A 26,854-nucleotide genomic window follows, 5' to 3' on the forward strand; every position below is an offset into this window, starting at 1 on the left:
AACCCCCCTAGCGTGGGTCCGCCACAGCAGCGAACAGATGCCAGGCTCATGACAGAGCATGATCGAGTCAAGGGTGCCTCAGCGACACGCAAAAACCGGTGCCGGTCACCCAAATGGGCGCCGACACCGGCTTTTTGACGTGGCGTGGGATCAGCCCACCAGGTTGTCGGCGAGTTCCTCGCTGAGGTTCGCCTCCGTGCCCGGGATGCCGAGATCGGAGGCGCGCTTGTCGGCCATGGCCAGCAGGCGGCGGATCCGGCCTGCGACGGCGTCCTTGGTCAGCGGCGGGTCGGCGAGCGCGCCCAGCTCCTCCAGGGAGGCCTGCTTGTGCTCCATGCGCAGCCGGCCGGCGGCGGCGAGGTGCTCGGGCACGTCGTCGGCGAGGATCTCCAGCGCGCGCTGCACCCGCGCCCCGGCGGCGACGGCCGCGCGGGCCGAGCGGCGCAGGTTGGCGTCGTCGAAGTTGGCGAGCCGGTTCGCCGTGGCGCGCACCTCGCGGCGCATCCGGCGCTCCTCCCAGGCCAGCACCGACTCGTGGGCGCCGAGCCGTGTCAGCAGCGCGCCGATCGCGTCACCGTCGCGGACGACGACCCGGTCCACGCCGCGCACCTCGCGGGCCTTGGCGGCGATCGACAGTCGGCGGGCGGCGCCGACCAGGGCGAGCGCGGCCTCGGGGCCCGGGCAGGTCACCTCCAGGGAGGACGAGCGGCCCGGCTCGGTGAGCGAGCCGTGCGCCAGGAACGCGCCACGCCAGGCGGCCTCGGCGTCGCAGGTGGCCCCCGAGACCACCTGCGGGGGCAGGCCGCGGATCGGGCGGCCCCGCCCGTCGACCAGGCCGGTCTGGCGGGCGAGCTGGTCGCCGCCCGCCACCACCCGCACCACGTAGCGCGAGCCTCTTCGCAGCCCGCCCGGAGCCATCACGATCAGCTCGGAGCCGTGGCCGAAGATCTCCAGGATGTCCCGCTTGAGACGGCGGGCCGCCATGGCCGTGTCCAGCTCCGCCTCGATCACGATCCGACCGCTCACCAGGTGGAGGCCGCCGGCGAACCGCAGGATGGCGGAGACCTCCGCCTTTCTGCAGCAGGTCCGGGTGACGGGGAGCCGGGAGATCTCGTCCTTCACCGCTGCCGTCATCGCCATGGGCCGATCCTTCCATGCATCCGAAAAATACGGTCGTACGCGGCGGCCAACAGCTCCGGGTCGTGCCTCGGGGTCCCGTCGGGTCTGGCCACCGGCGCCAGCTCGACCGCGGCCCCGAACCGCTTGGCGGCATCGGTAAGGGAGTCGCGGTCGGGCACGGCGGCCTCGTCGGCCAGCACCACGTCCAGGGCGAGTTTAGGGGCGTGTCGTCCCAAAACCTCCAAATGACGCTGCGGGGAGAAGCCCTCGGTTTCTCCGGGCTGCGGCGCGAGGTTCAGGGAGAGTACCCGGCGGGCCTTCGTCTGCGTGAGCGCGTCCAGCAGCTCGGGCACGAGCAGGTGCGGAATGACCGAGGAGAACCAGGAGCCGGGGCCGAGCACCACCCAGTCGGCGTCCAGGACGGCCTCGACCGCCTCGGGCACGGCCGGCGGGTCGCACGGCACCAGGTGCACGGACTGCACCTCACCCGGGGTGAGGGCGACGGTCGCCTGGCCGCGGACCGTGTCGACATCCTCCGGGCGCTCCGGGTCATGGCCCTTGACCATGGCCTGGAGCTCCAGCGGCACGGCGGACATCGGCAGCACCCGGCCCTGGGCGCCCAGCAGCCGTCCGACCAGGTCGAGGGCCTGGACGTGGTCGCCGAGCTGCTCCCACAGGGCGACGATCAGCAGATTGCCGACCGCGTGCTCGTGCAGGTCGCCCTGGGACTGGAAGCGGTGCTGGATGACCCGGGCCCAGGTCTGGCCCCAGTCGTCGTCGCCGCACAGGGCGGCCAGGGCCTTGCGCAGGTCTCCGGGCGGCAGCACGCCCAGCTCGTCGCGCAGCCGGCCGCTGGAGCCGCCGTCGTCGGCCACGGTGACCACGGCGGTGAGGTCGCCCGTGATCCGGCGCAGCGCGGCGAGCGAGGCGGACAGGCCCATGCCGCCGCCGAGCGCGACGACCTTGGGCTGGGCGCCCCGGCGGCGCGGTCTGCCGCCCCGGGCCTCGGCGGGCCGGCCGCTCTTGCCGCCGGGGCTGCCCTTGCCCTCGGGCACCACTCGGCGCAGCCGGCTCAGCCGCGGTGTACGCGGTGTCATTCGCGTCCCATGTCCCGGTGTACGACCACCGTCTCCACGCCCTCGGCGGCGAGCCGGGCGGCGAGCTTCTCCGACATCGCGACCGAGCGGTGCTTGCCGCCCGTGCAGCCCACGGCGATGGTCACGTAGCGCTTGCCCTCCCGGCGGTAGCCGGTGGCGATGAGCTGGAGGAGCTCCGTGTAGCGGTCGAGGAACTCCTTGGCACCGGGCTGGTTGAAGACGTACCCGGAGACCTCCTCGTTGAGGCCGGTGAACGGGCGCAGCTCCGGGACCCAATGCGGGTTCGGCAGGAAGCGGCAGTCGACGACGAGGTCGGCGTCGACCGGGAGGCCGTACTTGTAGCCGAACGACATGACCGTGGCCCGCAGCTCCGGCTCCTCCTCGCCCGCGAACTGGGCGTCCATCTTGGCGCGCAGCTCGTGGACGTTCAGACTGGAGGTGTCGATCACCAGGTCGGCGTCGCCGCGCAGCTCGCGCAGCAGCTCGCGTTCGGCCGCGATGCCGTCGACGATGCGGCCGTCGCCCTGCAGGGGGTGCGGGCGGCGCACCGACTCGAAGCGGCGCACCAGGGCCTCGTCGGAGGACTCCAGGAAGACGATCCGCCGTGTGACGTTCTTCGCCTCCAGGTCGGCGAGGGACTCGCGGAGGTTGTCGAAGAAGCGGCGGCCGCGGACGTCGACGACGACGGCGATCCTCGCCACGTTGCCCTGGGAGCGGGCGCCGAGCTCCACCATGGTGGGGATCAACGCCGGCGGCAGGTTGTCGACGACGAACCAGCCGAGGTCCTCCAGGCACTTCGCGGCCGTGGAGCGGCCGGCTCCGGACATGCCGGAGATGATCACCAGCTCGGGAATGGCCGCGTCCGGGACCTGGGCCTTGTCGTTGGGGGTGCCCGTACTCACCTGTGCTCCGTCTCCGGCTTGCTCGTGTTGCCCGTCGTGCTCGTTCACATTCATGTCTCCTGCCCCCGTCGTTCGTCCGGGGCGCCCGCTGCCACGGGTTCCCCACTGGAACCCATCGTGCCCGGTTCCTCTTCCATGATCTCTCCGGTCGCCGTGTTGACGGCGGGTGCGGCCGGAGCCGAGCGGGCGAGGGCCACGGCGATCGTCTCGGCCGTCTTGCGGCCTATGCCGGGGACCTCGCAGATCTGGTCGATCGTGGCGGATCGCAGTTTCTTCAACGAACCGAAGTGCTTCAGAAGTGCCTGCTTGCGTGTGTCCCCGAGGCCGGGAACGTCGTCCAGAGGGCTGGAGCGGAAGCGCTTGGACCGCTTGGCGCGCTGGTAGGTGATCGCGAACCTGTGGGCCTCGTCACGGACGCGCTGGAGCAGGTACAGGCCCTCGCTGGTGCGCGGCAGGACCACCGGGTCGTCGTCGCCGGGCAGCCAGACCTCCTCCAGGCGCTTGGCGAGGCCGCACACGGCGATGTCGTCGATGCCGAGCTCGTCCAGGGCGCGCCGGGCGGCCGCGACCTGCGGGGCGCCGCCGTCGACGACCACGAGCTGGGGCGGATAGGCGAATTTCCTCGGGCGGCCGTCGTCCTCGGTGGGGCCGGACCCGACGATCTCGCCTCTGCCGTCGATCTCGGGGGTCTCACGGGTCCCGGCGTTCTCGCCGTCCGTCCACTCCCCCGTCTTCTCCTTCTCGGCGAGGTAGCGCCGGAAGCGCCGGGTGATCACCTCGTGCATGGAGCGGACGTCGTCCTGCCCCGCGAAGCCCTTGATCTGGAAGCGCCGGTACTCGCTCTTGCGGGCCAGCCCGTCCTCGAAGACGACCATGGAGGCCACGACGTCGTCTCCCTGGAGGTGGGAGATGTCGTAGCACTCGATCCTGAGCGGGGCGCTGTCCAGGTCCAGGGCGTCGGCGATCTCCTCCAGGGCGCGCGAGCGCGTGGTCAGGTCGGAGGCACGCTTGGTCTTGTGCAGCACGAGCGCCTGCTGGGCGTTGCGCTCCACGGTCTCCATCAGCGCCTTCTTGTCGCCGCGCTGCGGGATGCGCAGGGACACGCCGGAGCCGCGCCGGCCGGTGAGCCACTCCTGGACCGGCTCGACGGGGTCGGGCAGGGCGGGGACGAGGACCTCCTTGGGGACCGCGTCACCGGTCTCCTCGCCGTACAGCTGCTGCAGGGCGTGCTCGACGAGGGCGCCGGTGGTGATCTCCTCCACCTTGTCGGTGACCCAGCCGCGCTGGCCGCGCACGCGCCCGCCGCGCACGTGGAAGATCTGGACGGCCGCCTCCAGCTCGTCCTCGGCGACCGCGATCAGGTCGGCGTCGGTCGCGTCGGCGAGCACGACCGCGTTCTTCTCCATGGCCTTCTTCAGGGCCCCGATGTCGTCGCGCAGCCGGGCGGCCCGCTCGTACTCCATCTCGTCGGCGGCCTCCGCCATCTGCCTCTCCAGCCGGCGGATGTACGTGTTGGTCCGGCCGGTCATGAAGTCGCAGAACTCGTCGGCCAGTTCGCGGTGCTCCTCGGCGGAGACCCGGTCCACGCAAGGGGCCGAGCACTTGCCGATGTAACCGAGGAGGCAGGGGCGGCCGGTGCGGGCGGCGTTCTTGAACACGCCCGCCGAGCAGGTGCGCACGGGGAAGACGCGCAGCAGCAGATCGACGGTGTCGCGGATCGCCCACGCGTGCGCGTAGGGACCGAAGTAGCGGACGCCCTTCTTCTTGTGACCGCGCATCACCTGCACGCGCGGGTACTCCTCGTTCATCGTGACCGCGAGGTAGGGGTAGCTCTTGTCGTCGCGGTACTTGACGTTGAACCGGGGGTCGTACTCCTTGATCCACGAGTACTCCAGCTGGAGCGCCTCGACCTCCGTGGACACCACCGTCCACTCCACGGACGCGGCCGTGGTGACCATGGAGCGGGTGCGCGGGTGCAGGCCTGCCAGGTCCTGGAAGTAGTTCGCCAGGCGCTGGCGCAGGCTTTTCGCCTTTCCGACGTAGATCACCCGGCGGTGCTCGTCACGGAACCTGTAGACCCCCGGCGAGTCGGGGATCTCACCCGGTTTGGGGCGGTAGCTGGAGGGGTCGGCCATGTCTCACACCCTACTGGCGGGCACCGACAGTCAGGCGCGGCGGAGGGGCATGATCAGGGATCCGGCGGCAGGCAGTTTCCAACGGCATGGGCCGTGCGGGGGTTACGGCCCTTCGGGAGCGGGAATGTGGCTCACCCACGGCACACGTCGACGCCCGGCGGGCGGAGTCCGTGCCGGTGCAGGCACAGGTTGTCGGTGCGGACCGGCCGTTTCCGGTGGGGAGCGGGCGGGCCACGGGTCGGAGGGCTGCGCAGATGAAGCGGATGCGGATCGAGAAAACCCGGCGGACGGTCCGTGCCCGCCGGTACGCGGACGACCCGTTCGCGCTGCCCGACGCCCAGGACCCGCGCGATCCCGACATCGTGCGGGCCAAGCGCCTGGCCCTGAGGGAACAGGGCGGAAGCGACCACTCCTGACGGCACACGTCCATCGCGAACGCCCGGGGCGTGCGCCCCGGGCGTTCGCATGTCCGGACCGAGCCGGCCGGCAGGACGTGGGTCACTGTCCGGCATCAGGTGTTGTCGGGACCGGGTCAACACGCTTCAATGCGGGGGAACTCGGGCCCTGAACGACGGCGTACGCATGCGAAGACCTGCCCCGCGCCGGCGGGAGGGCCCCGCGCAAGCGGTCTGACCAGCCGTTGCCGACCCTGAGAAGAGGCCCCTGCATGCCGCACGCCCCACAGCACGTGGACGTCGCCACCGCGGAACTGGAATCGGCCCTGCGGGGCGGCCCCTTCCACGTCGCCCTGCGGGCCGCGATCGCCGCCCGCGGCCTGCCCCTGCAGCGCGTGCAGCATCATCTGTCCCGCCACGGCGTGAAGGTCGGCGTCACGAGCCTGAGTTACTGGCAGCAGGGGGCCAGGCGCCCGCAGCGCCCCGAGTCACTGAGGGCCGTGCGCGCACTGGAGGAGATCCTGCAGCTTCCCGAGGAGTCGCTGATCCGGCTGCTCACCGAGTCCGGGGAGAGCCCGTCGGGGCCGCGGTCCGCCGCCCGCTCCTACCGCTCCCTCGTGGAGGCGTCCGGCGTCCTGGATCAGTTGCTGGCGGAGCTGGACTGCCCGCCGGACGGGGGCCTGCACTCCCTCGGCCACCACGAGCGGCTCCGGATCGGGGCGCGGCGCGAGCTGGCCGAGCGCGAGTCGCACCACATCGTGCGTGCCCACCGGGACGGCATCGACCGTTTCGTCGCCGTCCACCACGGCGACCTGGGGGCCGTGCCGGAGCACATGCGGGTACACGCCCTGGAGAACTGCCGCACCGGACGCGTCCGTTGGCACCGAGACACCGGGGTCCTCGCGGCCGAGCTGCTGTTCGACACCCGGCTGCGGGCCGGCGACACCTTCCTGTTCCGGTACGGCGTCGAGGACGGCACGGCGGGTCCGTCTTGCGAGTACGTGCGCGGCTTCGACTGCCCCGGCGGCCAGTACGCCCTCCAGGTGCGCTTCGACGCGGCAGCCGTGCCGGTGCGGTGCCACCGCTTCGCCCAGCCCTCGGCGGCGGCGCCGCGCAGCGGATGCCAGGACCTGGCGCTGAGCGGCCGGCACCGGTCGGTGCACCTGGTCGAGCCCCGGGTACGGGCGGGATTCCTCGGGATCGGCTGGGCCTGGGAGTAGCCGGGCCGTCCGAGTCCCGGACGTCTTTCGCGCCGGCCCGGGACGTGAGCTGACGTAAGCGATTGCGCAAACGTTTACGTGCGCCGCCGAGTGCGATACGTTCCCCGCCGGGGGCAGCCGAAGCACCGGAGGTGACGTTCATGGCGACCATGGCCGACGTCGCGCGGAGCGCCGGTGTCTCCGTGGCCACGGTCTCGCATGTCCTGAACGGCACCCGGCCGGTGCTGCCGCACACCCGCCAGGCGGTGCTGGACGCCGTGGAGGAGCTCGGCTACACCACGAACACACTGGCCCGTTCCCTGGTGACGGCCCGCACCCGGTCCATCGGGCTGGCGGTGTCGGCGATCAGCAACCCGTACTTCACGGAGATCCTCCAGGGCGTCGAGGCGGCCGCGCTGGACGCTGGATACAGCCTGCTGATCGCCGATCCGCACGACGACCCGGAGCACGAGTGCAAGGTCGTCCGGCTGCTGCACGAGCGCCGGGTCGACGGCATGATCGTCGCGCCCTCCGCCGATCCGCGCGGACTGCTCGCCTACCTGGGACGGCACGACGTACCGGCGGTGTTCCTGGACCGGCTGGTGGAGGCGCCCGGCACGGACGGCGGTCCGCTCTTCGACCAGGTGTGCGCCGACAACGCCGAACCGGTGTCCCGGCTGGTCACCCATCTCGCCGGGCTCGGTCACCGGCGGATCGGTCTGGTGGCGGGGCGGCCGGGGCTCAGCACCACGAGCGAGCGGATCACCGGTTACCGCAGCGGGCTGGCGTTCGCGGGGCTGGCGTACGACGAGCGGCTGCTGGTGCACGGCGACTCCGAGTCCACGGGTGCCGAGCAGGCGGCCGAGGCGCTGCTGTCGCTGGGTGTGCCGCCGACCGCGCTGGTCACCGGCAACAACGCCATGACCATCGGAGTCCTGCGTGCCCTGAGCGCGCACGGCCTGTCCGTCCCGGGCGACATCGCCCTGTGCTGCTTCGACGACTTCGCCTGGGCGGATCTGTTCTCGCCCCGGCTCACCGCGATCGCCCAGCCCGGCAGGGACATCGGCGCCCGGGCGGTCCGCGTACTCCTGGAGCGTCTCGCCGAGCCGGACCGGCCCGTCCGGACCGTGCGTCTGCCCTGCACCTTCGTCCACCGCACATCGTGCGGCTGTCCCAGCCCGTCCGAGGAAGGAACCCCGTCGTGATCGTCGTCGCCGGTGAGGCACTGATCGACCTGGTACCGCAGGGCACGGGTGCCCTGGCGGCGCTGCGGCCCGCACTCGGCGGCGGCCCGTACAACACGGCCGTGGCGCTGGGCCGCCTCGGCTCCCCCGCCGCCTTCTGCTCCCGGGTGTCGTCCGACGCCTTCGGACAGGCTCTGCTGGACCGGCTGAGCGCGACCGGGGTCGACGTGTCCGCGGTGCAACGGGGCACCGAGCCGACGACGCTCGCAGTCGCCACGGTCGGCGCGGACGGCTCGGCGGCGTACTCCTTCTACGTCGACGGGACGGCGGACCGGCTCTTCGAGGCGCCCTCCACGCTGCCGCCGGACACCCGGGCGGTGTCGTTCGGCACCTGCTCGCTGGTGCTGGAGCCGGGCGCGAGCGCGTACGAGGAGATGATGCGCCGGGCGGCCGCGCAGGGCGTGTTCACCGCGCTGGACCCGAACATCAGGGCCGGGCTGATCCCGGACGCGGACGCCTATCGGGCGCGTTTCAAGAGCTGGCTGCCTTCGGTGTCGCTGCTCAAACTGTCCGTGGAGGACGCGCAGTGGCTCGGGGGTACGCCCCACGAATGGCTCGCGTCCGGCCCGGCGGCGGTCGTGATCACCCGGGGCGGCGACGGGCTGACCGCCTTCACCGCCGACGGGGAGTACACGGTTCCCGGCGAACGCATCGAGGTCGTGGACACGATCGGCGCGGGCGACACGGTCAACGCGGCCCTGCTGCACGGGCTCGCGGTGCGCGACGCCCTAAGTGCCCGGGGCCTGGCCGCACTGGGCCCCGAGGGCTGGACCGAGCTGCTGGGCTTCGCGGCCCGCGCGGCGGCGATCACCTGCTCACGGGCCGGGGCGGAACCACCGTACGCCCACGAGCTGGAGGGCTGAGGGGGCGGGGCGGGAGGGCTGACACGGGCCGGACGCCCTGGGTGCCCCGCCCTTCCGCCGGACGCGCCGGGCCCACAGGACATCTCCTGTGGGCCCGGCGGATTCGGTGCGTTCGGCGGGATACGTCAGTCCTTGCTGGACCGGGTCGTCTTCTTCGCGGCCGACTTGGTGGTCTTGGCCGCCGTCTTCTTGGCGGCGCTCGTGCTCGTGACCTTCTTGGTGGCGGTCTTTCGGGCCGAAGCCGTCTTGGCCGCCGCGACCGTCTTGCGGGCCGTCGTCTTGCGCGGCGCCTTCACCGAGGACGCGTCGCTGACGCGGTCGGCACCGAGGACCTCCCGCAGGAACTTGCCCGTGTGGCTGGCCGGGACCCCGGCCACCTGCTCCGGCGTGCCCTCGGCGACGACCAGACCACCGCCGGCGCCGCCTTCGGGGCCCATGTCGACGATCCAGTCGGCGGTCTTGATCACGTCGAGGTTGTGTTCGATGACGATGACCGTGTTGCCCTTGTCGACCAGTCCGGACAGGACCGTCAGCAGCTTGCTGATGTCCTCGAAGTGCAGGCCGGTGGTCGGCTCGTCCAGGACGTAGACCGTGCGGCCGGTGGAGCGCTTCTGCAGTTCGCTGGCGAGCTTGACGCGCTGCGCCTCACCACCGGACAGGGTGGTCGCCGCCTGGCCGAGGCGGACGTAGCCGAGGCCGACGTCCTTCAGCGTGTTGAGGTGCCGGGCGATCGCCGGGACCGCCTCGAAGAAGGAGGTGGCCTCCTCGATCGGCATGTTCAGCACCTCGGCGATGGACTTGCCCTTGTAGTGGACCTCCAGGGTCTCCCGGTTGTAGCGGGCGCCGTGGCAGACCTCGCACGGGACGTAGACGTCCGGGAGGAAGTTCATCTCGATCTTGATGGTGCCGTCGCCCGCGCAGTTCTCGCAGCGGCCGCCCTTGACGTTGAAGGAGAAGCGGCCGGGCAGGTAGCCCCGGACCTTCGCCTCGGTGGTCTCGGCGAACAGCTTGCGGATGTGGTCGAAGACGCCGGTGTAGGTGGCCGGGTTCGAGCGCGGGGTGCGGCCGATGGGCGACTGGTCCACGTGCACGACCTTGTCGACGAGGTCGTCGCCGTCCACGCGCGTGTGCCGCCCGGGTACGCTCCGCGCGCCGTTCAGCTCGCGGGCCAGGTGCGTGTAGAGGATGTCGTTGACCAGCGTCGACTTGCCGGAGCCGGAGACGCCGGTGACGGCGGTGAAGACGCCCAGGGGGAACGAGACGTCGATGTCCTGGAGGTTGTTCTCCCGGGCGCCGTGCACGGTGAGCTGCCGGGACGGGTCCAGCGGCCGGCGGATGTCCGGCAGCGGGATGGCCTTCTTGCCGGACAGGTACTGACCGGTCTGCGACTCGGCGTTGGCGAGCAGCTCCTTGAAGGAGCCGCTGTGCACGACCTTGCCGCCGTGCTCACCGGCGCCGGGGCCGATGTCGACGATCCAGTCGGCGACCTTGATCGTGTCCTCGTCGTGCTCGACGACGATGAGCGTGTTGCCCATGTCGCGCAGCCGGACCAGGGTCTCGATCAGCCGGTGGTTGTCGCGCTGGTGCAGGCCGATGGACGGCTCGTCGAGGACGTACAGCACGCCGACGAGGCCGGAGCCGATCTGGGTGGCGAGGCGGATGCGCTGGGCCTCGCCGCCGGACAGGGTGCCGGCCGCGCGGTTCAGCGAGAGGTAGTCCAGGCCGACGTCGACCAGGAACCGCAGCCGCTCGTTGACCTCCTTCAGCACGCGCTCGGCGATCTTCTTGTCGCGGGCGGTGAGCTTCAGCTCGCCCAGGAAGTCCGCGCAGTCGCTGATCGACATCGCGGAGACCTCGGCGATGGACTTGTCCATGATCGTGACCGCGAGGACGATCGGCTTCAGGCGCGTGCCCTCACAGGTCGGGCAGGGCACCTCGCGCATGTAGCCCTCGAAGCGCTCGCGGCTGGAGTCGCTCTCGGCCTCGCTGTGCCGGCGCTTGACGAAGGGGACGGCGCCCTCGAAGGCCGTGGTGTAGCGGCGCTCGCGGCCGTAGCGGTTGCGGTAGCGGACTTCCACCTGGGTCTTGTGGCCGTGCAGGAGAGCCTTCTTGGCGCGCTGCGGCAGGCCGCCGAAGGGGATGTCCGTGCGGAAGCCCAGCGCGTCGGCGAGAGCGCCGATCAGACGGCCGAAGTAGTCCTTGGTGTGGCCGTGCGACCAGGGGTGGATGGCGCCTTCGTCGAGGCTCTTGTCGGGGTCCGGGACGATCAGCTCCGGGTCGACCTCCATGCGTGTGCCGATGCCGGTGCAGTCGGGGCAGGCGCCGAAGGGCGAGTTGAAGGAGAAGGAGCGCGGCTCCAGCTCCTCGAAGGACAGGTCGTCGTACGGGCAGTACAGGTGCTCCGAGAACATGCGCTCGCGCTCGGGGTCGTCCTCGGGGAGGTCGACGAAGTCGAGCACGACCATGCCGCCGGACAGGCCGAGGGCGGTCTCCACGGAGTCGGTGAGGCGGCGCTTGGCGCCGTCCTTGACCGTGAGGCGGTCGACGACCACCTCGATGGTGTGCTTCTCCTGCTTCTTCAGCGTGGGCGGGCTCGACAGCTGGATCGTCTCGCCGTCCACCCGGGCGCGGGAGTAGCCCTTGGTCTGGAGGTCGGCGAAGAGATCGACGAACTCGCCCTTGCGCTCGCGCACCAGCGGCGACAGCACCTGGAAGCGGCTGCCCTCCGGGAGCTCCAGGACCCTGTCGACGATGGCCTGGGGCGACTGGCGCGAGATCGGGCGGCGGCACTGCGGGCAGTGCGGCTTGCCGATGCGCGCGAAGAGCAGACGCAGGTAGTCGTAGACCTCGGTGATGGTGCCGACCGTGGAGCGCGGGTTGCGCGAGGTCGACTTCTGGTCGATGGAGACCGCCGGGGACAGACCCTCGATGAAGTCGACGTCCGGCTTGTCCATCTGGCCGAGGAACTGCCGGGCGTACGAGGAGAGGGACTCCACGTAGCGCCGCTGTCCCTCCGCGAAGATGGTGTCGAAGGCCAGCGAGGACTTGCCCGACCCCGACAGGCCCGTGAAGACGATGAGCGAGTCGCGCGGGAGGTCGAGCGAGACGTTCTTGAGGTTGTGCTCGCGCGCTCCACGAACGATGAGACGGTCGGCCACGCCGGTCCGCACCTTTCTTGAGAGAAGTGACAGGGGCGGGGCCCCCGTCTTTCTCAGACTAGGGGGAGCCACTGACAACGCCGGTCGGGTTCACGGGTTGCCAACAAACCCCGGCTCTCCAGCATGCCCGACGCCACGTCCGACCATATAGCACGTGCTTTCGATTTACGGCACTGCTTCACCACCTTCACCCGAAGGAGTGGCCCAGCTAAGGTCAGCACCATGATTGATCACGCTCATGACCTGGCGTCTGTACATGACGCGACGGAGCGGCTGCTGACCGCGGTCGGCGCACTGGACAACGCGTCTGTGACGGAGCCGTCACGGCTGCCCGGCTGGAGCCGCGGCCATGTCCTGGCCCACCTCGCCCGGAACGCGGACGCCCTCGTGAACGTGCTCGAGGGTCGTCCCATGTATGTGTCCGGCGAAGCCCGGGACGCCGACATCGAGCGGGACGCCCCGCGCCCCCTCGACGTCCAGCTCGCCGACCTGCGCGAGAGCTCCGCCCGCTTCCAGGAGGCCGGTGACGCACCGGCGGACTGGTCGCGGACGGTGGAGCTGCGCAACGGGGTCACGGACTCAGCCTCCCGGGTGCCGTTCCGGCGGTGGGTGGAGGTGGAGCTGCACCACGTGGACCTGGGGATCGGCTACGAGCTGGAGGACCTTCCGGAGGACTTCACCGAGCGGGAGATCGGCTTCCTGGCCGACCGGTTCAGCGGACACCCCGACGTCCCGGCCACCCGCGTCACGGACGGCACGCGCGCGTGGAGCACCGGACGGAAGCCGGGCGGGCAGGGCCCCGAGGTGACCGTCACGGGGTCCGCGGCCGACCTGCTGGGCTGGCTCGCGGGCCGCCGCGACGGGTCCGCGCTGGCCCCGGCCGGCGGTCCGCTCCCGGCGCTGCCGCCGCTATAGGCTGGCGGACATGACGTACAGCGGAGAGGTGACGGTCGGCGGACCGGCCGATGTGCACGAGCTCAAGGACCTGATGATCACCAAGATCGCGGTGGGTCCGATGAACAACAACGCCTATCTGCTGCGCTGCCGGGCCACGGACGAGCAGTTGCTGATCGACGCCGCGAACGAGGCGGACACGCTGCTCGGCATGATCGGTGGCGACGGTATCGCGTCCGTCGTCACCACCCACCGGCACGGCGACCACTGGCAGGCGCTCGCCGAGGTCGTGGCGGCCACCGGCGCCCGCACCCACGCGGGCCGGGAGGACGCCGAGGGCATCCCCGTTCGGACCGACGTGCCGGTCGACGACGGCGACATCATCCGGGTGGGGCGCGTGGAACTGACCGCGCGCCACCTGGTCGGGCACACGCCCGGCTCGATCGCCCTCGTCTACGACGATCCGCACGGGCACCCCCATGTGTTCACCGGGGACTGCCTGTTCCCGGGGGGCCCTGGGCGGACAACACGCCCCGAGGACTTCAAGTCGTTGATGGCGGGCCTGGAGGCGAAGGTCTTCGTACTCCCGGACGAGACCTGGATCTACCCGGGCCACGGCAACGACACCACGCTCGGCACCGAGCGGCCTCACCTCGGCGAGTGGCACGAGCGGGGCTGGTAGGCGCCCTCGCTTCAGGCGTGTCCAGCCGCGTCGCAGAATGCGCGACTGCATCCGTGGCCTGCTGAGCCCGGTCGGAAGAACGGCTGGCAGCCGGCCGAATACGCCGGGCACCGCACCCCCGACCGCCTGCCAGCGGCTCCTCAACAGCACCGCTGGGACACCGACGAGCTGCGCGACGACCTCCGGCACTACGCGGAGTGGACATCACTGCAGCGCGTCAGGCGAAGTACTTCCTGAGCCAGGTGAGCAAAGACGCGAACGCAGGGCTCATGGCGCCGTCCGACTGTTCCAGCGCCGTCACACGGTCGCCGTCCTCTATCGTGATCGTGTAGCTCATCGCATCCCTGGCGCGGCCGTCGTCGTCTGCCATGGGCATCGAGACGGCCGCCGCCACCAGTTGGTCCAGCTCGGCTGCAGCGTTCTCGGGCAGGGCGTCCGTGTCCAGCACCTTCGGCCGGCGGCGGGAGTCGATCACCGCCGCCAGCCCGCCGTATTCCTCCAGAGTCACCCTCACCTGTAGGCCTTCAGTTCGGCCATGGACTTGGCCAGCCCCGTGACCTTGTCGTTCAGTGCTCCGATCTGCCTGCTGAGGGCTGCGTCATCCCGCGCCGTGGCACCGTTCCCGTCGACCGCGAAGCTCCGTACCCGGGCGACTCCGGTGGGGACACCGCTGATCTCGACTTCCACCTCCTGCCACGCCGACAGCACTGCCGACTGCTCGGTACTGCCCGCGCCGAACAATTCCCCGGCCTTCTGGAAGGTGGTGCCGGCAAAGTCCTGGAACCGGTCCTCGACGCTGGACGCCTTGAGCGACTCGTACCAGATCGTTCCGGCAGCCTCCCAGGCGAATCCACCGATACGTACGGCTGTCAGGTAGAACGCCTTGTTCGGAATGCCGGAGTTGTAGTGCACCCCGCCGTAATCCCCTTTCCGAGTGTCCGGCAAGTGGATGAATTTGCTCATGCGGTCGGGCTGGGGGTCCTTTCCGAACTGCGTATTGTTGTACGCATGCCCCGGGTCCTTCATCGATCTCATGGCGTCGCCACTGATTCCTGGAGTCCACACGTCAGCCCCGATAAGCCAGTCCGCCTCGTCGGCTGTCTGCTTCAGAGACCACTGTTTGACCAGCGACCCGAAGACGTCCGACATCGACTCGTTCAGGGCCCCCGGCTGATTGTGGTACTCGAATCCCGAGGTGTAATCGGTGACTCCGTGCGCCAACTCGTGGTAGATCACCTCGGGGGATTTGGTGAGGTCGGTGAACTTCCTTCCGTCCCCGTCGCCGAAGAGCATCGCCCGTCCGTCCCAGTACGCATTGTTGATCTCAAAGCCGTAGTGGACGAACCCATCCAGGCGCATCCCCCGGCCATCGATCGAATTGCGCCGGAACACCTCCCTGTAGAAATCGCGCGTGACGCCGAGTGCGTCGAACGCCCGGTTGACGGACGGGTCCGCAGACTCCGGGCCGTCTTCCGGCCTGGCCAGGACGGCGTTGGAGAGGAATTCCCGCTGCTCGCAGTCGAAGACTGTACGCCGACCGTCACCGGGGGCGGCCGCGCCGACGAAGGACGCCCGGAGCCCTCGCTCACCCCGCAGGCGAGCAGTGATCAGCAGGGTGTCGAAGGCTGCCTGGCGTACCTCACTGTCTTCGCTCTCCAGGAGCTTCTCGAGAATGTACGGAGGGACGATGCAGTTGATTGGGCGCGGCCTGCTCATGGGACACCTCCTGAGAGAGGACTGACATTGAGCATTCATCATTTCGACTGCGTTCTCGGCTGTTTCAGATCACCGCTGATCGTGGACCGAAGAAGGAAAGACTCGCGGAGGTCGACGTCGACTTCCAACCATCAACGCGAGGACGGTCTTCAGACGTTCAACTTTCAGCGACGCAGTCACGCTGATAGCACCAGTCTCCTGCCGTCCCCAGCGACTGGCAAACCCAACACGAGGAACGAGAGCTGCCCGAGACCGCCATCAGACGCCAGAAAATGAGGAACACCTAGCGATAGATGGCGGAACCGGCTTGGCACTTTCTGCGCCGGTTTGACCATCTCAGTGCATGCGCCCTGGTGAGAGAAGTTCAACAGCTTCAGAACGACGAGGCGTACCTGGACCTCGTCGAGCAGTAGGAGGAACGAGGCTGACGCGACATCACAACGGAACGGCGGGGCCGTTCCATGACGTCGAGACCAAGATCTTCGACGCCCTCCCGGACGAGACGCGGGTGTATCCGGGACACGGCAACGACACCTCCCTGGGCGCGGAACGCCCGCATCTGCCGGAGTGGCACGCGCGCGGGTGGTGAGTACCGCGGGGGTGCCTTCGCGGTGAGTGGGGCGCCTCGGCATCCCGGATCGGGCGCCTTCGCGCTGGGTGGTGCGCCGCGCACGCGCCCCGTGTGAATCGTTCGCACGCGCCGGTGTCGCACGCGCGCTCCCCCCGTACGTAGTTGCGCAGTCAACTGGTCTCAGCCCCGCGAAGGATGACGGCTCCTGAGCGGATGGGCCGCCGGCCTGTCGATCCCCGCCCTCGGCCGGCGGCCCCGGCGCATGCCGACCCGACGGCGAGCGGGGCCCGTTCACACCACCGCAACACCCGTTCCCACTATCCGGACAGGTGTTGCCGTGACCTCGACAAACGGGACCGTCGGCTGTCAATCTCCCGCCATGCAACCCGTCCCGCGTGCCCTGCGCCGCGCAGCCGTCGCCGTCGTCCTCCTCACCGCCGCCGTGGGCTGCGCTCCGCAGCCGGAGGAAGCGGGCAAGCCGTCCTCTCCCGCCGCGAACGCCTGCGAGAAGGGCACGCTGGCCACCCGGACCCCGGGCAAGCTGACGATCGCCACCGACGAGCCCGCCTACGAGCCCTGGTTCAAGGACGACAAGCCCGCCAACGGCAAGGGCTACGAGTCGGCGGTCGCCTACGCCGTCGCCGAACGGCTCGGCTACGGCAAGGACAAGGTCGCCTGGCAGACCGTCCCCTTCAACAAGGCCTTCGCACCCGGCGAGAAGACCTTCGACTTCGACATCAACCAGGTGTCCGTCAGCCAGGAGCGCAAGAAGGCCGTGGACTTCTCCTCCGGCTACTACGACGTACGCCAGGCCGTCGTCGCGCTGAAGGGCTCCAAGGCCGCGAAAGCGAAGAGCATCGCCGACCTGAAGGGCGTGAAGCTGGGCGCACAGGTCGGCACCACCAGCCTCGACTACATCGACGACGTGGTGAAGCCCGAGCAGGCCGCGGCCGTCTACGGCAAGAACGACCAGGCCAAGTCCGCGCTGAAGAACGGCCAGGTCGACGCCATCGTCGTCGACCTGCCGACCGCCTTCTACATCACCGGCGCCGAGATCACCGACGCGACGATCGTCGGCCAGTTCGAGAACCAGGGCGGCACGCCGGAGCAGTTCGGTCTCGTGCTCGACAAGGGCAGCGCGCTCACCTCCTGCGTCTCACGGGCGGTGGACGACCTGCGTCAGGACGGCACGCTCGCGAAGATCGAGCAGCGGTGGCTGTCGGACGCCGTCGACGCGCCGGTGCTCAAGTGACGGTGCACAAGGAGGAACTGGGCTCGGGCGCGCACGAGGCCGCCGACGGCTACGTCCCGTCGCGGCGGCGCCTGGACCGGGAGCGCCACCGGCGCGCCCGCGCCCGGCGCGCGACGGCGATCGGCGCGTTCTCGACCCTGGTCACGGCGGTCGTCCTCTACCTGGTCGTCGTCAACGCACCGGGCTGGCCGCGCACCAAGGAGACGTTCTTCGACGCCGGTTACGCGCGCGAGGCGTTCCCGAAGGTGCTCGAAGGGCTGTGGCTGAACGTCCGGCTGCTGCTGATCTGCGGGGTCGCGGTGCTCGTCCTCGGGATGCTGATCGCCGTGGCCCGCACGCTGCGCGGGCCGGTGTTCTTCCCGTTGCGCTTCCTGGCCGCCGCGTACACGGACTTCTTCCGGGGGCTGCCGCTCATCATCAACCTGATGATCGTGGTCCTCGGCGTCCCGGCGCTGCGGCTCCAAGGGGTGACCGTCGATCCGGTGCTGCTCGGCGGCACCGCGCTCACCCTGACGTACTCGGCGTACGTCGCCGAGGTGTTCCGCGCAGGCATCGAGTCCGTGCACCCCTCACAGCGCGCCGCGGCCCGCTCACTGGGGCTGAGCAACCGCCAGGCGCTGCGGTACGTGGTGCTGCCCCAGGCGGTGCGCCGTCAGGTGCCGCCGCTGCTGAACGACCTGGTGTCGCTGCAGAAGGACACCGGGCTCGTCTCGATCGGCGGTGCGGTGGACGCCGTACGGGCCGCCGACATCATCGTGGGCCGCAGCCTCAACTACACGCCCTACATCGTCGCCGGGCTGGTCTTCGTCGCGCTGACCATCCCCATGACCCGCTTCACGGACTGGGTGACGGCACGGATGGACCGCCGGCAGGCCCAGGGAGGAACCGCATGAGCGAGACGCCCGTGCTGCGCATGGAGTCCGTCCGCAAGACCTTCGGCGGCTCGGTCGTCCTGCGGGACGTCGACCTGGAAGTCGCCCCGCACACGGTCACCGCGCTGATCGGCGCCTCCGGCTCCGGCAAGTCCACCCTGCTGCGGTGCGCGAACCTGCTGGAGGAGATCGACGACGGGGCGATATGGCTCGACGACGAGGAGATCACCGACCCGCGCGCCGACCAGGACGCCGTGCGCCGCCGGATCGGCGTGGTCTTCCAGGCGTACAACCTGTTTCCGCACATGACGGTCCTGGACAACATCACGCTCGCCCCGCGCCGCGTGCACGGTGTGCCCCGAGCCGAGGCCGAGGCACGGGCGCGTGAGCTGCTGGAGCGGCTGGGACTGGGCGGGAAGGCCGCCGAGTATCCGGACCGGCTGAGCGGCGGCCAGCAGCAGCGCGTGGCGATCGTCCGCGCCTTGGCGGTACGTCCGCGGCTGCTGCTGCTCGACGAGATCACCGCCGCCCTCGACCCCGAGCTGGTGGGCGAGGTCCTCACCGTCGTCCGCGGGCTGAAGGACGAGGGCATGACCATGGTGCTGGCGACGCACGAGATGGGCTTCGCCCGGGAGGTGGCCGACCAGGTGTGCTTCCTGGAGGGCGGCGTGGTGCTGGAGCGCGGCACCGCCGAGCAGGTCTTCGGGGATCCGCGGCAGGAGCGCACCCGGCGCTTCCTGCGGCGGATCGTGGAGGCGGGGCGCCTGTAGGAACCGGGTGGTAAGGGGCGCTCGCCATGGTCGGCGGGGCTTACCGGCGACCTCTCACGTGTCGGCCTTGCCCGCCCCGGCCAGCGCCGCGACGCGCTCCACGCCGAACACGTACCCCTGCACGCCGCATCCCGCGATGACCCCGTCGGCGCGCAGCGAGACGTAGGAGTGGTGCCGGAACGACTCGCGCTGGTGGATGTTGGAGATGTGGACCTCCAGCACCGGCAGGCCGTCACAGGTGTTGAGGGCGTCCAGGAGGGCGACGGAGGTGTGCGAGTAGGCACCGGGGTTGATCACGATGCCGCAGTGGTTCAGCCGCGCCTCGTGGATCCAGTCGACCAGCTCGCCCTCGTGGTTGGACTGGCGGAAGTCCACGGTGCCGCCGTGCGCGGCCGCCGCCTTGGCACACAGGGCCTCGACGTCGGCGAGGGTGTCGGAGCCGTAGATCTCCGGCTGGCGCTGGCCGAGCAGGTTCAGATTCGGGCCGTTGAGAATCATGATCGGGGCGTGGGCCAGGGTGCGGGGCACGGTTCCTCCGGTCCGTTCGGGGTCGTGCGGCCCGTGGCGGACCGCTGCTCACAGCCGGTTTATCACGATGCGCCGGCAGGTCGGCGGGTCGTAGTCTCCGGGCATGACGAGCCTGACCAGCCCGAGCTATCCGCCCAAGCCGTCCCCCGGCGACCGCGTCGCCGTGATCTCGCCCTCCTCGGGCCTGCCGGGGCTCTTCCCGCTCCCCTACGAGCTGGGGCTCGAGCGGCTGCGCGAGGAGTTCGGGCTGGAGCCGGTGGAGTATCCGGCGACCCGGAGGATGGGCTCCACGCCCCGGGAGCGCGCAGACGATCTTCACGCCGCCTTAGCCGACCCGGAGATCAAGGCGGTCATCGCGTCGATCGGCGGGGACGACCAGATCACCGTGCTCCGGTATCTGGACCGGGAGTTGATCCGCGCGAACCCCAAGCCGTTCTTCGGGATGAGCGACAACACGAACCTGCTCGCGTTCCTGCGCACCTGCGGCATCGTCGGCTTCCACGGCGCGAGCGTGATGTGCGAGCTGGGCCGCCCCGGGGCCATGCACCCGCTGACCGCCGAGTCCCTGCGGGCAGCCCTGTTCTCCCCGGGGCCGTACGAGTTGAAGCCCGCCGAGCGGTGGCGTGACATCGACCGCGACTGGGCGGACCCGGCGACCTTCGACGCCGAGCCGGAGACCCGGCCCGGCACCGGCTGGACCTGGGTGAACCCCGGCCGGGTGGTCGAGGGCCGCAGTTGGGGCGGCTGCCTGGAGATCCTCGCCTGGCTGCTGATGGCCGACCGGGAGGTCGCCCGCGACCTGTCCGCGTACGACGGCGGCGTGCTGCTCCTGGAGACCTCGGAGGACATGCCGAGCGCCACGGAGGTCTTCCGCACGCTGCGCGGCATGGGCGAACGCGGACTGCTGGAGCGATTCTCCGCCCTGCTGATGGGCCGTGCCAAGACCTGGTCCTTCGAACGGCCCACCACCCCGCAGGAGGCGGCGCGTTACGCGGCCGACCAGCGTGAGGCCGTCCTCCGCGCCATGCGGACCTACGCCCCCGGCACCACCATCGTGTTCGACGTGGACTTCGGGCACACCGATCCGCAACTGGTGATCCCGTACGGCGGCATCGTGCGGGTGGACGGACCCGCCCGGCGCATCACGGTCACGTACTGAGAACCCCCGGGCCCCCGCGCGCCCCCGTAACCGGTGATCACGGTGGGTAGTTGACGCGGCATGCACGACGTACGCACCGTAAGGGCACCCTCCATGCCACGCCTCGCGGCCGCCTCGCTCGCCGGCACGGCCATCGAGTTCTACGACTTCTTCGTCTACGGCACCGCGGCGGCCCTCATCCTGGGGCCGTTGTTCTTCCCGACCTTCTCTCCGATGGCCGGGACGCTGGCCGCCTTCGCCACCTTCGGTGTCGGTTTCGTGGCCCGGCCGCTCGGGTCGATCCTGTTCGGGCACATCGGGGACCGGCGCGGGCGGCGGCCGGTCCTCGTCGCCTCCCTGCTGCTGACCGGGGCTTCCACGGTCGCCGTCGGCTGCGTGCCGACGTACGACTCGATCGGTGTGGTCGCTCCCCTGCTGCTCCTGGTCCTGCGCTTCCTCCAGGGGCTGGGGCTCGGCGGGGAGTGGGGCGGGGCGGTGCTGCTGGCGGTGGAGCACGCGCCGGCCCGGCGGCGGGTGCTGTGGTCGAGTTTCCCGCAGGTCGGGCCCGCGCTGGGGTTCCTGCTCGCCAACGGTGTCGTGCTCGGGCTGTCCTCGACGCTGACGGAGGCGCAGTTCGCCGCCTGGGGGTGGCGGGTGCCTTTCTGGGCCGCGGGGGTGCTGGCCGTCGCCGGGCTGTGGCTGCGGTCGTCCCTTGCCGAGAGCCCGAGCTTCCTCGAGATCGACGACCACGCGCGCGTGCCGCTCGCCGAGGTCGTCCGGAACCACTGGCGGCTCCTGCTGCTGACCGGCGGCGGCCTGGCGATCGGCTACGCGATCTTCTACGCCGTGACGACCTGGTCCCTCGCCTACGGCACGGAACGGCTCGGAGTGAGCCGCTCCGTCATGCTGACCTGCATCATGGGCGCGGTGCTCGTGAAGGGTGCTCTCACGCCGCTGGTGGCGCTGCTCGGCGACCGCTACGGCAGGCGCCCGCTGTGCCTGGCCGGTTGTGCGGGCGCGGCCCTGTGGATGTTCCCGATGATCGCGCTCCTCGCCACCGCGGCGCCGCTGCCGATGTTCCTCGGTTTCCTCGGGGCGATGCTCGCGTTCATCACGATGTTCGCCGTGATCGCCGCCTATCTGCCGGAGCTGTACGAGCCGCGGGTGCGCTGCACCGGCGCCGCCGTCGGCTACAACCTCGGCGGGGTCGTCGGGGGCGCGCTCACACCGATCGTGGCGACGGCGCTCGCCGAGCAGGGCGGGCGGGTGCCGTGGGGTGTGGCCGCGTATCTGACGGCGATCGCGCTGTTCAGCCTCGGGTGCTTCGCGTTGCTGCCGGAGACGCGCCCGGTGCGGGTGGGCGCGGCCGCGGAGGCCGCTGCCGGATGAGCCGCGGTGGCTGTCGCAGCGCCCGGCGGACACCTGCGCCGTACGCCCGCCTACGGGTTGATCGCCAGCTCCAGATACGCCGCGAACAGCACCAGATGCACTCCGCCCTGGAGCGGCGTCGCCCGGCCCGGCACCACCGTCAGGGAGGCCACCACCACGGTCAGGGCGAGCAGCACCATGTGTGTGGCGCCGAGGCCGAGGACGAGCGGGCCGGAGAGCCACAACGACGCGAGGGCCACGGCGGGGATGGTCAGGCCGATGCTGGCCATGGCCGAGCCGAGGGCGAGATTCAGGCTGGTCTGCACACGGTCGCGGCGGGCGGAACGCAGTGCGGCGATGGTCTCCGGGAGCAGCACCAGCAGGGCGATGATCACGCCGACGACGGCGTGGTGGAGCCCGGCGGCCTCGACCCCCGACTCGATGGTGGGCGAGACACCCTTGGCCAGGCCGACCACGCCCACCAGGGCCAGGCCGAGCAGGGCCAGGCTGATCCGGGCGGTGAGAGCGGTCGGCGCCTCGGCGTGCTCTTCGGCGGTGATGACCTCGCCGTGCCGCGTGATCGGCAGGAAGTAGTCCCGGTGCCGCACGGTCTGCGTGGTGACGAACAGGCCGTACAGGATGAGCGAGGACACCGCGGCGAAGGTCAGCTGGACGGTGGAGAACTCGGGTCCCGGCTTGCTCGTGGTGAACGTGGGCAGGACCAGGCTGAGCGTGGCCAGGGTCGCGACGGTGGCGAGTGCGGCGCCGGTGCCCTCCGGGTTGAAGACGGCCGTGCCGTGCCGCAGTGAGGCGACGAGGAGGCACAGGCCGACGATGCCGTTGCAGGTGATCATCACGGCCGCGAAGACCGTGTCCCGGGCCAGGGTGGAGCTCTTGTCCCCGCCGTCGGCCATGAGGGTGACGATGAGGGCGACCTCGATGATCGTGACGGCGACGGCGAGCACGAGGGAGCCGAACGGTTCGCCGACCCGGTGAGCCACCACTTCGGCGTGGTGCACAGCGGCCAGGACGGCTCCCGCGAGGACCAGGGTCACCAGGGCGACGACCGCGACCGGCAGATCGCGCCCCCAGGTCAGGACCAGCAGCACGACCGCGAGCAGGGGCACCAGGGTCGTCCACTGTGCCGCGAACCGCCTGAGCCGAGCGATCATGACGCGACCGTCGCAGAGGGGCAGGGGCCCTGCACTGCGGTGGTGCCGGGCTCCCGCGGGCGTGCCGAGGAGCTACTTGAGGTCACGTGCGTCCAGGAGGTCGCAGTTGGTGAACACTCTTTCGCCCGTGCTGAGTGCGTCCAGCCGCTGAGCCATCGCGCTGGTCTCGGGGTCGTCATTGTTGCGCATGGCCTCCTCGTACGAGCCGAACTCGATCAGCGCCAGATAGCGGCCGGGCTTGTCCCGGTCCTTGAGCAGCATGCTGTGGGTCGGGCCGTTCGTGCGGTCGGCGTTGCGCCGGCCCGCCTCCTCGAGCACCTGCTGCATCTCTTCCAGACGCTCGGTCTCGAACTCGATGATCTGCACGAACCTCATGGCACCTCCAGCCGGCCACCGCGGCCCCGGGCCGGGGGACGCGCTCAGGAACCAAGCAAGCATCGGGACCGGCGGTCGGCAATTCGCGGAGCGCCGGTCCCGGTGATGGTCGTTCCTACGCCCGACGCGGTCAGGCGTCGATGCTGTCCTTCGGAGCGCCTCCGCTCCCGCCCTGCGCCGCCTCGGCCGCCGCCTGCTTCTTGGAAGCGCGCAGGCTGGTGATCGTGGTGACGATCAGGACGGAGCAGATCACGCCGAGCGAGACCGGAATGCTGATCTCGGGGACATGCACCCCGGACTCGTGCAGGGCGTGCAGCACCAGCTTCACGCCGATGAAGCCCAGGATGATCGACAGGCCGTAACTCAGGTGGACCAGCTTCTTCAGCAGGCCCCCGATGAGGAAGTACAGCTGGCGCAGACCCATCAGGGCGAAGGCATTGGCCGTGAAGACGATGTACGGGTCCTGCGTCAGGCCGAAGATCGCGGGGATGGAGTCGAGGGCGAAGAGCACATCGGTGGTGCCGATCGCCAGCATCACGACCAGCATCGGGGTCATGACCCGCTTGCCGTTCTCCTCGATCCACAGCTTGGTGCCGTGGTACCGGTCCGCCACGCCGAAGCGGCGCTCGGCGGCCTTGAGCAGCTTGTTCTCCTCGAACTCCTCGTCCTCCTCGTCGGCCCGGGCCTCCTGGATGAGCTTCCAGGCGGTCCAGATGAGGAAGGCGCCGAAGATGTAGAAGACCCAGGAGAAGCTGGCGAGGATCGCCGCACCGGCGGCGATGAAGATCGCTCGCAGGACCAGGGCGATGAGAACACCGATCAGCAGCACGCGCTGCTGGTACTGCGACGGCACCGCGAACTTCGCCATGATCAGGACGAAGACGAAGAGGTTGTCGACGCTGAGCGACTTCTCGGTGATGAAGCCGGCGAAGAACTCACCGGCGGGCTGACCACCCGCGAACAGGAGCAGGCCGACCCCGAAGAGCGCGGCCAGCACGATCCAGACGATCGTCCAGATTCCGGCTTCCTTGATCGACACGTCGTGCGGCTTGCGGCCGATGAAGAAGTCGACCGCGATGAGGGCGGCGAGGCCCACGATCGTCAGGACCCATAGGGTCACGGAAACATCCACTGCGCCTCCGGCAGTCGTAACGGCAAATGTCAGCGTCGTCGCTGCCGGAGGTCTCTTCCACCCAAGGATGGGCCGACGCCCCGGGATCTGGCCTGATCCGTATTGACGGGTACGCCGCAGCAGACAGGGAGTACTCCCCTCCGTGCCGTCAACAGTACCCAATCACCAAGAACAGGTAAAGCGTTCGGCAAAAGAAATCCCAAAATCCCAGGTCAGATGGCTTTACATGAACTTGGTACGAGCGGTGGCCACCTGGCTCAGCACCTGCTGGAGGATCTGGCTGCCGGGCGGCACGAGCGCCGGCTCGTACGTCCACGCGTGACCGACCCAGGGGTCCGCGAGGTGATCGTCGGCCACCGGAGTCAGTCGCAGCAGCGAACGCCACAGGGGGTCGAGCAAAGGCCCGTACCCGGAGGACTCCTCCCGGTGGGCCACCATCATCAGATGGACGCCGAAGGCGGGGCCCTCGTCGGCGAGGTAGCGCAGCTGGTTCACGGCCCGGTCGTCGAAACCGTGCGGGAAGTCGTTGACGATCAGAAGCTGCTGGGAGATGTCGAAGCCGGGCGGGAGGGAGTCGGCGGCGCCGCCCCGGACCGCCATCTGCACCAGGTCGACCCGCTGGGTGAGCCGGCCCAGCACGTCCGCCACGCCGGCGGCCCCACGCGCCGGCGGAGCCGCGAGCACGCCCGTCTGTACGAGGGGCGCCAGCGACTGCGCCCCGGAACCGGCCGGGTCGATGACGTGGACGGTGAACTCGCCCGCCGGGTAGACGGCGAGCAGCCGGGCCGCGTGCGCGACGGCCGTCTCCATGGCGAGACGGCTCATGGCGTGGGAATCGGTGAGCGAGCCGCCGGACGATCCGGCCGCTCCGCTGTCGATCCACAGGCCTCGCTCCAGCGGCAGCCGGACCAGCATCGGGATCCGGATCCGGTCGGCCTCCGGAAGGTGGAGATCGCCCAGGCGCAGGGCCATGGGGATCTCCATCGGCACCCGGTAGGCGTGCCACACCGGGTTGTCCCAGCGGGCGTACGCCGGCGGCAGGGCCGGTTCCACGACGCCGGCCTCGGCGGCGAGCTGGGCCAGGTCCCGGTCGAGGGCCTCCTGCGCCTGGGCGACGAGCTCGGCGTACCGGGTCCGCGCGGCCTCACGGGCGGCGTCGCCCTGCCCGCCGATCCGGCTGCGCGGGTCGGAGAGGACCTGTTCCAGCTCCTTGTCCATGCGTGACTCCGCGAAGTCGACGGCGCTGCGGTAGGCGGCGGTGGTGCGGGCCAGGTCCTCGAACATGCCCCACACCTGGTTGTAGAGCCGCTCCTCCATGGACCAGCCGGTCGCGTCGCCCGCCACCGGCTGCGCGGGCTGCCCGGGCGCGGCCGGGGGCGCGGTCGGCGGGGGCGGCGGAGCGGCGTTCTGCCGGCGCGGGTGGCTGTAGTCGATCGGGCCGCCGGCCGGGGGCGCTGACGGCTGGGTGACGGCGTCGGGGCCCGGCGTGGCGCCGGGATAAGACGGCTGCTGAGGACCGGGCTGCAACGGACCGCCGGGCGTCTGACCGCCGTAGGGGGACATCGCAGAGCCGGGACCGGGCTGGGGCGCGGTGCCGCCCTGGTCCGGGCCGAGGGCGGGAGCCGCTGCCTGCCGGGAGCGGTCGCCGTCCGCCGTGCGGGGCGGGGGCGCCTGTACCGAGCGGGCCAGCCCCTGGGCGACCGCGTCGTTGATGCCGCCGGCGAGCTGCCGGGCTTGCGGCAGGCCCTGGTCGGTGAGGAGTTCGGCGAGGCCGCCCGCGTAACCCTGGCCCACGGCGCGCACCTTCCAGGCGCCCTGCCGCCGGTAGAGCTCCAGGGCGACGACGGCCGACTCCGCCTCCAGACCGGTGATGGTGTAGCTGGCGACCTCCCCGCCGTCGAGACCGGTGACGGCGACGAAGGGGGCGGCCACGGCGCCGAAACGGACCGGTCCCGTCCCGCCGAGGGGCAGGGCGAGCAGCACGCCGACCCGGTGGACGGCCTCGGGGACGGCGTCGAGGTCCACCGCGAGGCGGTGGTCGGCGGCTGCCTGCCGGGGGACCTCGAGACCCGGCTGGGCGGGTGCGCCCGGATGGGCCACCCACTCCACACCGTGGATCCGGCCGTTCTCGTCACCGAGTGCGGCCACGGCCACGACCGGCGTACCGGCCGAGATCCGGATCTCGAGACGGGCCTGGGAGAGCGGGTGGTTCTGCCCCCGCACCAGCTCGGCCGTCATCGCCCTTGGTCCCCCTGTGTCGTTGTGCGGAGTC

Annotated in this window: 23 protein-coding genes and 2 pseudogenes; 13 read left to right on the plus strand and 12 right to left on the minus strand. The window is 70.6% G+C overall.

The features are described from left to right. Positions 1-150: 150 nt before the first annotated feature. From whiA to uvrC, 4 genes are read right to left on the minus strand one after another with little or no spacing between them, the layout of a single operon-like run. Positions 151-1,140 carry a DNA-binding protein WhiA gene (whiA, locus tag ADK65_RS18000; RefSeq protein WP_033310739.1) on the minus strand — a complete coding sequence of 330 codons (990 nt, stop codon included), beginning with the start codon at positions 1,138-1,140 and terminating at the stop codon, positions 151-153. Next, positions 1,131-2,216 carry a gluconeogenesis factor YvcK family protein gene (locus tag ADK65_RS18005; protein WP_053671197.1) on the minus strand — a complete coding sequence of 362 codons (1,086 nt, stop codon included), beginning with the start codon at positions 2,214-2,216 and terminating at the stop codon, positions 1,131-1,133. The genes whiA and ADK65_RS18005 overlap by 10 nt, the downstream gene beginning before the upstream one ends. Next, positions 2,213-3,172, minus strand: coding sequence for an RNase adapter RapZ (gene rapZ, locus ADK65_RS18010; RefSeq protein WP_053671198.1), 960 nt, complete (start codon positions 3,170-3,172; stop codon positions 2,213-2,215). The genes ADK65_RS18005 and rapZ overlap by 4 nt, the downstream gene beginning before the upstream one ends. Further along, on the minus strand, positions 3,169-5,253 hold the full coding sequence (gene uvrC / locus ADK65_RS18015) for an excinuclease ABC subunit UvrC (protein WP_053671199.1): 2,085 nt from the start codon (positions 5,251-5,253) through the stop codon (positions 3,169-3,171). Before uvrC ends, rapZ begins: the two co-directional genes overlap by 4 nt. A gap of 263 nt (positions 5,254-5,516) precedes the next feature. Here uvrC and ADK65_RS38860 point away from each other — a divergent pair, with 263 nt between their 5' ends. The 4 genes from ADK65_RS38860 to ADK65_RS18030 all read left to right on the plus strand — a co-directional run bounded on the left by ADK65_RS38860 (position 5,517) and on the right by ADK65_RS18030 (position 8,954). Beyond that, positions 5,517-5,669, plus strand: a complete 153-nt coding sequence (locus ADK65_RS38860) for a hypothetical protein (protein WP_199825658.1) — start codon at positions 5,517-5,519, stop codon at positions 5,667-5,669. A gap of 251 nt (positions 5,670-5,920) precedes the next feature. Next, positions 5,921-6,868: a hypothetical protein gene (locus tag ADK65_RS18020; RefSeq protein WP_053671200.1), complete on the plus strand. Its 948-nt coding sequence runs from the start codon at positions 5,921-5,923 to the stop codon at positions 6,866-6,868. Between the two features lie 140 nt (positions 6,869-7,008). Beyond that, positions 7,009-8,052 (plus strand): LacI family DNA-binding transcriptional regulator, encoded by a 1,044-nt coding sequence (locus ADK65_RS18025; protein WP_053671201.1) that lies wholly within the window; start codon positions 7,009-7,011, stop codon positions 8,050-8,052. Beyond that, the gene (locus ADK65_RS18030; RefSeq protein ID WP_053671202.1) at positions 8,049-8,954 is read left to right on the plus strand and encodes a carbohydrate kinase family protein; all 906 of its coding nucleotides are present in this window, start codon (positions 8,049-8,051) and stop codon (positions 8,952-8,954) included. The genes ADK65_RS18025 and ADK65_RS18030 overlap by 4 nt, the downstream gene beginning before the upstream one ends. Positions 8,955-9,079: 125 nt before the next feature. Here the strand turns inward: ADK65_RS18030 and uvrA are convergent, their stop codons facing one another. Beyond that, entirely contained in the window at positions 9,080-12,112 is a 3,033-nt protein-coding gene (gene uvrA / locus ADK65_RS18035; RefSeq protein WP_053671324.1) for an excinuclease ABC subunit UvrA, read from the minus strand. Between the two features lie 222 nt (positions 12,113-12,334). Between uvrA and ADK65_RS18040 the strand changes: the two genes are divergently transcribed. From ADK65_RS18040 to ADK65_RS39940, 3 genes and pseudogenes are all read left to right on the plus strand, one after another. Continuing rightward, positions 12,335-13,027: a maleylpyruvate isomerase family mycothiol-dependent enzyme gene (locus ADK65_RS18040; protein WP_053671203.1), complete on the plus strand. Its 693-nt coding sequence runs from the start codon at positions 12,335-12,337 to the stop codon at positions 13,025-13,027. Positions 13,028-13,037: 10 nt separating this feature from the next. After that, on the plus strand, positions 13,038-13,688 hold the full coding sequence (locus tag ADK65_RS18045) for an MBL fold metallo-hydrolase (protein ID WP_053671204.1): 651 nt from the start codon (positions 13,038-13,040) through the stop codon (positions 13,686-13,688). Positions 13,689-13,695: 7 nt separating this feature from the next. Beyond that, a pseudogene (locus ADK65_RS39940) lies at positions 13,696-13,880 on the plus strand (IS701 family transposase); the annotation flags it as partial. A 25-nt stretch (positions 13,881-13,905) separates the two neighbouring features. On the opposite strand, the gene ADK65_RS18050 reads toward ADK65_RS39940, so the two are convergent. Together ADK65_RS18050 and ADK65_RS18055 are read right to left on the minus strand one after the other, a co-directional pair. Continuing rightward, positions 13,906-14,196 carry a protealysin inhibitor emfourin gene (locus ADK65_RS18050; RefSeq protein ID WP_234352906.1) on the minus strand — a complete coding sequence of 97 codons (291 nt, stop codon included), beginning with the start codon at positions 14,194-14,196 and terminating at the stop codon, positions 13,906-13,908. Between the two features lie 2 nt (positions 14,197-14,198). Continuing rightward, a complete protein-coding gene (locus ADK65_RS18055; protein WP_053671206.1) occupies positions 14,199-15,404 on the minus strand; it encodes a M4 family metallopeptidase in 1,206 nt (401 codons plus the stop codon). A 448-nt stretch (positions 15,405-15,852) separates the two neighbouring features. Between ADK65_RS18055 and ADK65_RS37215 the strand changes: the two are divergent. The 4 genes and pseudogenes from ADK65_RS37215 to ADK65_RS18070 all read left to right on the plus strand — a co-directional run. After that, positions 15,853-15,993, plus strand: a pseudogene (locus ADK65_RS37215) (MBL fold metallo-hydrolase); the annotation flags it as partial. A gap of 361 nt (positions 15,994-16,354) precedes the next feature. Next, positions 16,355-17,227 carry an ABC transporter substrate-binding protein gene (locus ADK65_RS18060; RefSeq protein WP_053671207.1) on the plus strand — a complete coding sequence of 291 codons (873 nt, stop codon included), beginning with the start codon at positions 16,355-16,357 and terminating at the stop codon, positions 17,225-17,227. Then, on the plus strand, positions 17,224-18,120 hold the full coding sequence (locus tag ADK65_RS18065; RefSeq protein ID WP_053671208.1) for an amino acid ABC transporter permease: 897 nt from the start codon (positions 17,224-17,226) through the stop codon (positions 18,118-18,120). The genes ADK65_RS18060 and ADK65_RS18065 overlap by 4 nt, the downstream gene beginning before the upstream one ends. Then, positions 18,117-18,869, plus strand: coding sequence for an amino acid ABC transporter ATP-binding protein (locus ADK65_RS18070; protein ID WP_053671209.1), 753 nt, complete (start codon positions 18,117-18,119; stop codon positions 18,867-18,869). Before ADK65_RS18065 ends, ADK65_RS18070 begins: the two co-directional genes overlap by 4 nt. Before the next feature lie 54 nt (positions 18,870-18,923). On the opposite strand, the gene aroQ is transcribed toward ADK65_RS18070, so the two are convergent. Further along, a complete protein-coding gene (gene aroQ / locus ADK65_RS18075; protein ID WP_053671210.1) occupies positions 18,924-19,397 on the minus strand; it encodes a type II 3-dehydroquinate dehydratase in 474 nt (157 codons plus the stop codon). 112 nt (positions 19,398-19,509) lie between these two features. On the opposite strand from aroQ, the gene ADK65_RS18080 reads away from it, so the two are divergent. Together ADK65_RS18080 and ADK65_RS18085 are read left to right on the plus strand one after the other, a co-directional pair. Then, positions 19,510-20,556: a S66 family peptidase gene (locus ADK65_RS18080; RefSeq protein WP_053671326.1), complete on the plus strand. Its 1,047-nt coding sequence runs from the start codon at positions 19,510-19,512 to the stop codon at positions 20,554-20,556. Positions 20,557-20,649: 93 nt separating this feature from the next. Beyond that, entirely contained in the window at positions 20,650-21,924 is a 1,275-nt protein-coding gene (locus ADK65_RS18085) for an MFS transporter (protein ID WP_053671211.1), read from the plus strand. A gap of 50 nt (positions 21,925-21,974) precedes the next feature. On the opposite strand, the gene ADK65_RS18090 is transcribed toward ADK65_RS18085, so the two are convergent. The 4 genes from ADK65_RS18090 to ADK65_RS18105 all read right to left on the minus strand — a co-directional run bounded on the left by ADK65_RS18090 (position 21,975) and on the right by ADK65_RS18105 (position 26,820). Further along, on the minus strand, positions 21,975-23,075 hold the full coding sequence (locus ADK65_RS18090) for a calcium:proton antiporter (RefSeq protein WP_053671212.1): 1,101 nt from the start codon (positions 23,073-23,075) through the stop codon (positions 21,975-21,977). 72 nt (positions 23,076-23,147) lie between these two features. Then, positions 23,148-23,450: a hypothetical protein gene (locus ADK65_RS18095; RefSeq protein ID WP_053671213.1), complete on the minus strand. Its 303-nt coding sequence runs from the start codon at positions 23,448-23,450 to the stop codon at positions 23,148-23,150. Positions 23,451-23,580: 130 nt separating this feature from the next. After that, complete coding sequence (locus ADK65_RS18100) at positions 23,581-24,582, minus strand: TerC/Alx family metal homeostasis membrane protein (RefSeq protein ID WP_078956030.1); 1,002 nt, start codon at positions 24,580-24,582, stop codon at positions 23,581-23,583. Positions 24,583-24,804: 222 nt separating this feature from the next. Next, positions 24,805-26,820, minus strand: a complete 2,016-nt coding sequence (locus ADK65_RS18105; RefSeq protein ID WP_053671215.1) for a TerD family protein — start codon at positions 26,818-26,820, stop codon at positions 24,805-24,807. Positions 26,821-26,854: the final 34 nt, after the last annotated feature.

The sequence above is a fragment of the Streptomyces sp. NRRL B-1140 genome, from assembly GCF_001280065.1.
Lineage (GTDB): Bacteria > Actinomycetota > Actinomycetes > Streptomycetales > Streptomycetaceae > Streptomyces.

What these genes read in the sequence shown, in the direction of transcription:
- whiA (WP_033310739.1), bottom strand. Translation starts at nt 1,140, where the DNA reads ATGGCGATGACGGCAGCGGTGAAGGACGAGATCTCCCGGCTCCCCGTC.
- ADK65_RS18005 (WP_053671197.1), bottom strand. Translation starts at nt 2,216, where the DNA reads ATGACACCGCGTACACCGCGGCTGAGCCGGCTGCGCCGAGTGGTGCCC.
- rapZ (WP_053671198.1), bottom strand. Translation starts at nt 3,172, where the DNA reads ATGAATGTGAACGAGCACGACGGGCAACACGAGCAAGCCGGAGACGGA.
- uvrC (WP_053671199.1), bottom strand. Translation starts at nt 5,253, where the DNA reads ATGGCCGACCCCTCCAGCTACCGCCCCAAACCGGGTGAGATCCCCGAC.
- ADK65_RS38860 (WP_199825658.1), top strand. Translation starts at nt 5,517, where the DNA reads ATGCGGATCGAGAAAACCCGGCGGACGGTCCGTGCCCGCCGGTACGCG.
- ADK65_RS18020 (WP_053671200.1), top strand. Translation starts at nt 5,921, where the DNA reads ATGCCGCACGCCCCACAGCACGTGGACGTCGCCACCGCGGAACTGGAA.
- ADK65_RS18025 (WP_053671201.1), top strand. Translation starts at nt 7,009, where the DNA reads ATGGCGACCATGGCCGACGTCGCGCGGAGCGCCGGTGTCTCCGTGGCC.
- ADK65_RS18040 (WP_053671203.1), top strand. Translation starts at nt 12,335, where the DNA reads ATGATTGATCACGCTCATGACCTGGCGTCTGTACATGACGCGACGGAG.
- ADK65_RS18045 (WP_053671204.1), top strand. Translation starts at nt 13,038, where the DNA reads ATGACGTACAGCGGAGAGGTGACGGTCGGCGGACCGGCCGATGTGCAC.
- ADK65_RS18055 (WP_053671206.1), bottom strand. Translation starts at nt 15,404, where the DNA reads ATGAGCAGGCCGCGCCCAATCAACTGCATCGTCCCTCCGTACATTCTC.
- ADK65_RS18060 (WP_053671207.1), top strand. Translation starts at nt 16,355, where the DNA reads ATGCAACCCGTCCCGCGTGCCCTGCGCCGCGCAGCCGTCGCCGTCGTC.
- ADK65_RS18070 (WP_053671209.1), top strand. Translation starts at nt 18,117, where the DNA reads ATGAGCGAGACGCCCGTGCTGCGCATGGAGTCCGTCCGCAAGACCTTC.
- ADK65_RS18085 (WP_053671211.1), top strand. Translation starts at nt 20,650, where the DNA reads ATGCCACGCCTCGCGGCCGCCTCGCTCGCCGGCACGGCCATCGAGTTC.
- ADK65_RS18090 (WP_053671212.1), bottom strand. Translation starts at nt 23,075, where the DNA reads ATGATCGCTCGGCTCAGGCGGTTCGCGGCACAGTGGACGACCCTGGTG.
- ADK65_RS18095 (WP_053671213.1), bottom strand. Translation starts at nt 23,450, where the DNA reads ATGAGGTTCGTGCAGATCATCGAGTTCGAGACCGAGCGTCTGGAAGAG.
- ADK65_RS18105 (WP_053671215.1), bottom strand. Translation starts at nt 26,820, where the DNA reads ATGACGGCCGAGCTGGTGCGGGGGCAGAACCACCCGCTCTCCCAGGCC.